This window comes from Methylobacterium sp. 13MFTsu3.1M2, assembly GCF_900112625.1.
In the GTDB taxonomy this organism is placed as follows: Bacteria; Pseudomonadota; Alphaproteobacteria; order Rhizobiales; family Beijerinckiaceae; genus Methylobacterium.
The window spans coordinates 175,841-182,299 of record NZ_FOMM01000017.1; the positions used below are offsets into that span (position 1 = coordinate 175,841).

Sequence of the window (6,459 nt, forward strand, 5' to 3'; positions counted from 1 at the left end):
GAACTGCCGTGCGCACTGCGCCACACCTTCGCGACGGGGGGCATGAGGGCGGGCGTGCCGTTCGGCAAGGTTGCTCGAGCGCTCGGCACCAACGAGCAGGTCGTGGAGCAGGTTTATGGCTACCACCTCCCAGAGCAACTGCGCGGCGTTGTGAAGACCGTGTCTAGGAGCGGCCGGGCGGAAGGCAGACAGGAACTCCGTCGGAAAGCGACACAGGATCATGCACATAAGTGCAGAATAATAACTTTAACTACGGCTTAAAGATTACTTTGGCCGCGCTATTATCACATGTTGAACTGAAAAAAGGGCGGGCGCGATCCTGCAGAGCTGGCCGAGCACAAAACTCTTCTGATCTTGGGGGAGAAAGCGGAAGGGTGTGTAGCGGTATACGCCCATCCAGCCACCCGCGGCGCCGCGAATATCTTCAACTTCATATCCCGCCGCCTCGAACAAACGACGTACACTCCTGCGCGTGAACCATCGGAGATGTGTGGCATCCATTATCCCGGTCGGCTTGTAGTTAAAATTTCCGAATAATAATTGCGCTCTTACGGTCCAATGCGCAACATTTGGAATAGAGGCCAGTACGCGACCATCTGGCGCCAGCGAATTTTTTACTTCTCTCAACATTTCTGCTGGGTCTACAAGATGCTCTAAAACATCTGCAAATAAGATGTAGTCAAATTTTTCGTTTTTTTGTGCGAAAGTTTGATCATAAACACCAGTGATGACATTTAATCCTTCTGTGCGCGCTTGCTCGGCTCTCTCGGGATGAGGCTCAACGCCAACTACATCAAGAGAGAGCGCGTCTCTCAGTGTGGATGTGATCGTCCCTGTTCCGCATCCAACATCTAATAGCTTTTTGTTTTTTTTCATAAAGGAAATCAATAATCCCGTGCTTTCGTATCGATTATTGTTTCTGCTGTTATACCTCAGAGAAGAAACATTTTGTTTGCTGAGTCCGGCGACGGCCTCGCGAGTATGTGTCATGTTCGGAAACTCCATTCTGTCGCCTGCGTTGTTATAGGCATTTTCGGAATTGGCTTAGAGCCGATTCGTCAGCAGATTTTGATGCTAAAAAATATGGAAAAATCAGCATTCATGAGTGACAAATAAACAAACAACAGTCAAGAAGTCAGAGGTCCGCCAATAGGGTTTTTCAATCGTCCATAGGTCTATGCGAGAGCTTGCCGACAAGCTGGCCGAGATCCGCGCCGGGGTCGCGCAGTTGGAACGGATTGCGGCGATCGCGACGTGCCGGAAGGTCGGGTGCGATATACGGCGCGCCGGCGGGCGCAATGCGGCCGGCGGCGTCAGGTGCTGTTCCGCGCTCGACAGCGTCTGTACCCGGTGCGGCGATAGAGACGATGGCGACAAGGCCGAAGCCGTCGAGCGACAAGCCGGGTGCGACGACCGCGTGACCCGTTACGGGCCGACATGGGTGCGCTGTAGAACACAGGGAGCATCCGACGAACCGGCCCGGAACAGGTCTCCGGACATTTTCCGGAAACGAAGGCCCGACGGGGCTCCGGATGGCCCGCTACGTTTTTTTCCTGTGCCGTCGCTCTACGGCCTGGGAACGCCAATCCTTCCACGGAGAGGGTCAGGAGTTCGAGTCCCTCACCGCCCGCCGGCGCTCCGGCGCCGGCCTCCGTCGACGGTGAGGGCGGGCGGCTACCGGTAGCCGCCGTTCGGCAGCCGTCCGTGATACGGCGTGTTGCGGCAATGGCCCCACGGTCCGCGCCAGTAGCCGGGCGGGCAGCCGTTCCCCGCTCGCACCTGATACCAGCCGCCGGGCAGCGGACCGACATAGGGCGTGCTGCGGCAGTGGCCCCAGGGGCCGCGCCAGGCGCCCGGCCCACATCCCCCCGCCACGAGCGTGATCGGCGCCGCGAGGCCCGGATCGGCCACGACCGGCATCGCCTGCGCAGCCGAGACCGGCAGCGCCGCCAGGGCTACGGCCGCGGCAGCTTTCGTTAAGATATTCATCATCACTCTCCGGGAAATCGGTCCGTATTGATCGCCCCGATCTTTCACAGAACTCATCAATACCCCCCGCAGATGCATTAAATATCGGCCATGAAAGAAAATGGTTCCGGAAATGCGATCAATCCGATGCATTGGCGCGGCGCTTCCGCGCCGGCATCGCCCGTCAGCGGGAGCGCCGCTGGCGACCGGCAGCCGCGTCCGGCCCCGGAAAGAGCTGCAACCGGAAATCTCAACCGGAGGTGGTTGATGATGAAGCTGAAGGCAAATGCCTGAGGCCGTGACGCTCAGTCATACCTAAGAATCGGTACTGTAAGCCTCGGAATAGACGTGGGCATCTTCGCGGAATCACTTCGAAGCGGAGGGTGCGATGCCAGTCACGATTCCGGATCGCCTGGGGCTCGGCGTCGCCGATGCCGGGAACGGCCTCTCCGCCCGCGCGGCCGAGGCACGGACGCGGCTCGTCCGCTGGATCGTGGGTAATCGCGCGGCGGCGCGCGTCCCGACGCGGATCCTGACCGACGACGAGATCGCCGCGTTCCGGCGCGACGGGTTCGTCACCGTCCCGGCGATCACCACCGCCGAGGAGCTCGACACCCTGCGCGGCGCCTATGACCGTCTGTTCGAGGAGGCGCGGGGCTGGAAGGACGGGAGCCTGTTCGACCTCGTCGACGTCGACCGCGGCGCCAGCGAGGCGCGCTCGCCCCAGCTCCTCAACCCGTCCCGCTTCGAGCCGCTGCTCCGGGACATCCTGTTCCGGGCCAACGCCCTGGCCATGTCGCGCCAGCTCCTGGGGAACCGCGCGGCCCTCGTCTTCGAGCACGCGATCCGCAAGCCGCCGAAGATCGGCGCCGCCACCGCGTGGCACCAGGACGAGGCGTTCTACGCCGCCTACACGAATTACCGGGCGATCACGGTCTGGATGCCCCTGCAGGACGTCTCGCCGGAGAACGGCTGCATGCTCTACGTCCCGGGCAGCCACCGGGAGCCGCTCCTCCCCCATCGCAGCATCGGCGGCGACCCGCGGATCCACGGGCTCGAGGCCCTCGGCGTTCCGGTGGAGCGCGCGGTCCCGTGTCCGCTCCCGGCGGGCGGCGCCACCTTCCACGATTGCCGGACCCTGCACTGCGCCGGGCCGAATCTCAGCGCCGGACCGCGGCGCGCCTACGCCCTCGGCTTCGGGGTCCGCGCGCCGGAGCACACGCTCCGCCACGAGCATCCCTGGAACGCCGAGAAGCGCACGCTGCGGCAGGAGCGCGAGCGGCAGGCTCGCGGCGGGCTGGCCCGGTTGAAGGCGGGCGCCAAGCAGCAGATCAAGGCGCTCATCCGCTGAGGGAGGCCCCGCCCGCGGGGCTCGTGACCGGGTCCGTCAGGCCTCCGACCGCACCGCCAGGGCCGCGCGCACGACCGCGTCGGTCTGCAGGTGGTGCAGCATGTGGCCGGCCCCCGGAAGGGACTCGAACCGCGCCCCGGGGATCAGGCCGGCCGCGCGCCGGGCGTGCAACTCGGTGTTCACCACCAGGTCGGCGCTGCCGCCCAGGATACGGGTGGGCCGGCGCAGGGACGGGTAGCCGAGGACGCTGCGCGCGAGCCCCGGCCAGAGCCAGCCCGCATCCTCGCCCTCGGCGGTGATCTGCGCCGGGCGACCCGCGAGGGCGAAGGGGAAGTCCCGCGCGAAGCGCGCCGGCATCGCCTCGGGGAAGAACATCGCGTTCCACAGGAGCGGGAGCAGCGCCCGGTCGCTGCTGGCGCCCAGGAACGCCGACAGCGCGTCGCCGCCGAAGGGCAGCGCCCGCGGCCCGAACAGCACCTGCTCCAGCCGCGGCTCGGGGAAGCAGATCGGCGCCAGGGCGACGATGCCGGCCACCTCGTCCGGATGGAGCATGCCGTAGGCGAGGGCGACGGCGCCCCCGAACGAGTGGCCCAGGATGACCGGGCGCTCCAGGCCGAGGCGCCGCACCGCCTCCCGGATGGACGCCGCCTGATCCCAGATGTCGGCGCCGCCGCCGCGCGGCCGGCGGCTGAAGCCGTGGCCCGGGCGGTCGACGGCGACCACGCGGAAATGCTCGGCCAGAGCCGGCACGGGCCCGAGCCAGACGTCCTCCAGGCACATCAGCGTGCCGTGGATCGCCACGAGGTCCGGCCCGGCGCCGGTCTCCGCGTAGGCGATCGTCCGGTCGTCGGCCAGGGACACGATCCGGCGCGGCACGATCCGGGGATCGGCCTCGGGGCCGGTCCCGGCCTCCCGCGCCGGTCGGGCGGGGCCGGGCAGGGTCTCCGTCGCGACAGCCATTTACAGGCGCCGCCGGCGCCCGGACGAGGTGCCGAGCACCGCGAAGGCCGTGGCCGCGCCGACGCCGAGCAGGCCGGCCGCCGCCGCGAGGGGGTGCAGGGTCGCGCGGGTATAGGCGCTGGTCCGCATGACCGGGACGGGCGGGTCGCCCCGCGTCTCGCCCGCCGGGACCGGCGCGTGCAGGGCGCCGTCCGGGTTGCGGGGCGCGCTCCGGCGCTTCTGGAGCGCGATGATGGCCGGGCCGAGATAGTCGTAGGCGCCGGGCGCGAATTCCTTGCCGGCCACGAAGGCCTTGCCGGCCCCGCCTACGAAGATGTCGCGCTGCGGGTGGACGGCCGCGTGCAGGATGGCGTTCGCCACCTCCTCCGGCGGGTAGATCGGCGGCGGCAGGCTCGGCTCGCGGTCCATGTAGTTGCGCGCCCGCTGGGGCAGGGGGGTGTCGATCGAGGCTGGCTTGATCAGCGTCACCGAGATCGGCGCGTTCTCGTCCATCAGCTCCATGCGCAGGGCGTCGGTGAAGCCCTTCACGGCGTGTTTCGAGGCCGCGTACATGCCCTGGAACGGGAAGGCGAGGTCGGAGGCGATGCTGCCGACGTTGATGAGGGCGCCGCCGTGTTGGCGCAGGTGCTCGGTCGCCACGAGGGAGCCGTAGACGGTCCCCCAGAAATTCGTCTGGATCAGGCGCTCGTGGTCGGCGTCGCTGATCTCGCGCAGTCGGCCGTAGATCGAGCCGCCGGCCACGTTCACCCAGGTGTCGAAGCCGCCGAAGGTCGCCTCGGCCCGGTCGGCGACCGCCTGCACGTCGGCCCGCCGGCCGACATCGGCGACGACGTCGATCGCCTTGCCGCCGACGCCCTCGATCTCGGCGCGGATGCGCGCCAGGGCGTCGCCGCTGCGCGCCGCCAGCACCACCCGGGCGCCGCGCTCGGCCGCCATCCGGGCCGTTGCGAGACCGATGCCCGACGAGGCGCCGGTGATCACGATGACCTGCTCGCGGAGCGGCTTGTGCTTCATGCGGTATCCCCAGCGCTGCGGCGCGGCCGCACGGGAGCGGCCACACGCTAGGCTATCGATCGGGGTGGCCGCATGTTCCGGGCGCGCCTGCGGGTGATCGGGTCGCAGGCTGCCCGGCCGGGCGCTCAGCGCCCGTAGATATCCTCGACGCGGATGATGTCGTCCTCGCCGGTGTAGGAGCCGACCTGGACCTCGATCAACTCCAGCGGGATCTTGCCGGGGTTGGCCAGCCGGTGCATCGAGCCGATCGGCAGGTAGACCGCCTCGTTCTCGTGGACCAGCACCACCCGCTCGTCGATCGTGACCTCGGCGGTGCCGCGCACCACCACCCAGTGCTCGGCCCGGTGGTAGTGCTTCTGCAGCGACAGCCGCCCGCCCGGCACCACCTGGATCCGCTTCACCTGGAAGCGCTCGCCGAGGTCGATGCGCTGGTACCAGCCCCAGGGCCGATACATCCGCAGGTGCGCGTCCGCCTCCGGGGCACCCTGCGCCCGCAGGGCGCCGACCAGTTCCTTCACCTTGCCCGAATGCGCCTTGGAGGCCACCAGCACCGCGTCGGGGGTCGAGACCACCACGACGTCCTCCAGGCCCACCACCGCCGTCAGGCCCTCGCCCTGGCTGTGCACCAGGCTGTTCTTGGTCCCGATCAGCGACACCCGGCCGCGCACGGCGTTGCCGGCCTCGTCGTGGTCCAGCACCTGCCAGACCGCGTCCCAGGTGCCGACATCCGACCACGCGAACGACACCGGCAGCACGCCGGCCCGGGCGGTCCGCTCCATCACCGCGTAGTCGATCGAGATCTTGGGCGCCTGGGCGAAGGCCGCCGCGTCGAGGCGCACGAAGTCGAGGTCGGTCACCGCCGCCTCCAGGGCCGCGCGCGCGGCCGCCAGCACCTCGGGGACGAACGCCTCCAGCTCGGCCAGCATCAGGTCGGCGCGGAACAGGAAGTAGCCCGAGTTCCACAGGGCGCCGTCGGTGATCAGCGCCTCGGCGCCGGCCCGGTCCGGCTTCTCGACGAAGCGGGCGACGCGGGCCGCGCCCGGAGCCTCGCCGATCGGCTCGCCGCGGCGGATGTAGCCGTAATCGGTGGCCGGCCGGTCGGGCTCGATGCCGAGCGTCATCGTGTAGCCGGCCTGGGCGCCGGCGGCCGCGCGCCGCACGGCGTC

Annotated in this window: 7 protein-coding genes; 1 reads left to right on the top strand and 6 read right to left on the bottom strand. The window is 68.2% G+C overall.

What is annotated here, in order from left to right:
- Window positions 1-264: 264 nt before the first annotated feature.
- The 3 genes from BM314_RS18320 to BM314_RS18325 all read right to left on the bottom strand — a co-directional run bounded on the left by BM314_RS18320 (window position 265) and on the right by BM314_RS18325 (window position 1,992).
- The gene (locus BM314_RS18320) at window positions 265-990 is read right to left on the bottom strand and encodes a class I SAM-dependent methyltransferase (protein ID WP_170868140.1); all 726 of its coding nucleotides are present in this window, start codon (window positions 988-990) and stop codon (window positions 265-267) included.
- Between the two features lie 169 nt (window positions 991-1,159).
- Window positions 1,160-1,399 carry a hypothetical protein gene (locus BM314_RS30195; protein ID WP_139237840.1) on the bottom strand — a complete coding sequence of 80 codons (240 nt, stop codon included), beginning with the start codon at window positions 1,397-1,399 and terminating at the stop codon, window positions 1,160-1,162.
- 275 nt (window positions 1,400-1,674) lie between these two features.
- Window positions 1,675-1,992, bottom strand: coding sequence for a GCG_CRPN prefix-to-repeats domain-containing protein (locus tag BM314_RS18325; RefSeq protein WP_170855074.1), 318 nt, complete (start codon window positions 1,990-1,992; stop codon window positions 1,675-1,677).
- Between the two features lie 364 nt (window positions 1,993-2,356).
- On the opposite strand from BM314_RS18325, the gene BM314_RS18330 reads away from it, so the two are divergent.
- On the top strand, window positions 2,357-3,319 hold the full coding sequence (locus tag BM314_RS18330) for a phytanoyl-CoA dioxygenase family protein (RefSeq protein ID WP_091979392.1): 963 nt from the start codon (window positions 2,357-2,359) through the stop codon (window positions 3,317-3,319).
- Window positions 3,320-3,355: 36 nt separating this feature from the next.
- On the opposite strand, the gene BM314_RS18335 is transcribed toward BM314_RS18330, so the two are convergent.
- The 3 genes from BM314_RS18335 to BM314_RS18345 form a co-directional block, all read right to left on the bottom strand.
- The gene (locus BM314_RS18335) at window positions 3,356-4,279 is read right to left on the bottom strand and encodes an alpha/beta fold hydrolase (protein ID WP_091979394.1); all 924 of its coding nucleotides are present in this window, start codon (window positions 4,277-4,279) and stop codon (window positions 3,356-3,358) included.
- Window positions 4,280-5,293, bottom strand: a complete 1,014-nt coding sequence (locus BM314_RS18340; RefSeq protein ID WP_091979396.1) for an SDR family oxidoreductase — start codon at window positions 5,291-5,293, stop codon at window positions 4,280-4,282.
- Window positions 5,294-5,418: 125 nt separating this feature from the next.
- On the bottom strand, window positions 5,419-6,459 hold a 1,041-nt coding region (locus BM314_RS18345; RefSeq protein WP_091979412.1), incomplete at its 5' end, for a mannose-1-phosphate guanylyltransferase/mannose-6-phosphate isomerase.

Excerpts from the sequence above, each read along its gene's own strand:
- BM314_RS18340 (WP_091979396.1), bottom strand. The coding sequence starts at position 5,293 with ATGAAGCACAAGCCGCTCCGCGAGCAGGTCATCGTGATCACCGGCGCC.
- BM314_RS18335 (WP_091979394.1), bottom strand. The coding sequence starts at position 4,279 with ATGGCTGTCGCGACGGAGACCCTGCCCGGCCCCGCCCGACCGGCGCGG.
- BM314_RS18330 (WP_091979392.1), top strand. The coding sequence starts at position 2,357 with ATGCCAGTCACGATTCCGGATCGCCTGGGGCTCGGCGTCGCCGATGCC.
- BM314_RS18320 (WP_170868140.1), bottom strand. The coding sequence starts at position 990 with ATGACACATACTCGCGAGGCCGTCGCCGGACTCAGCAAACAAAATGTT.
- BM314_RS18325 (WP_170855074.1), bottom strand. The coding sequence starts at position 1,992 with ATGATGAATATCTTAACGAAAGCTGCCGCGGCCGTAGCCCTGGCGGCG.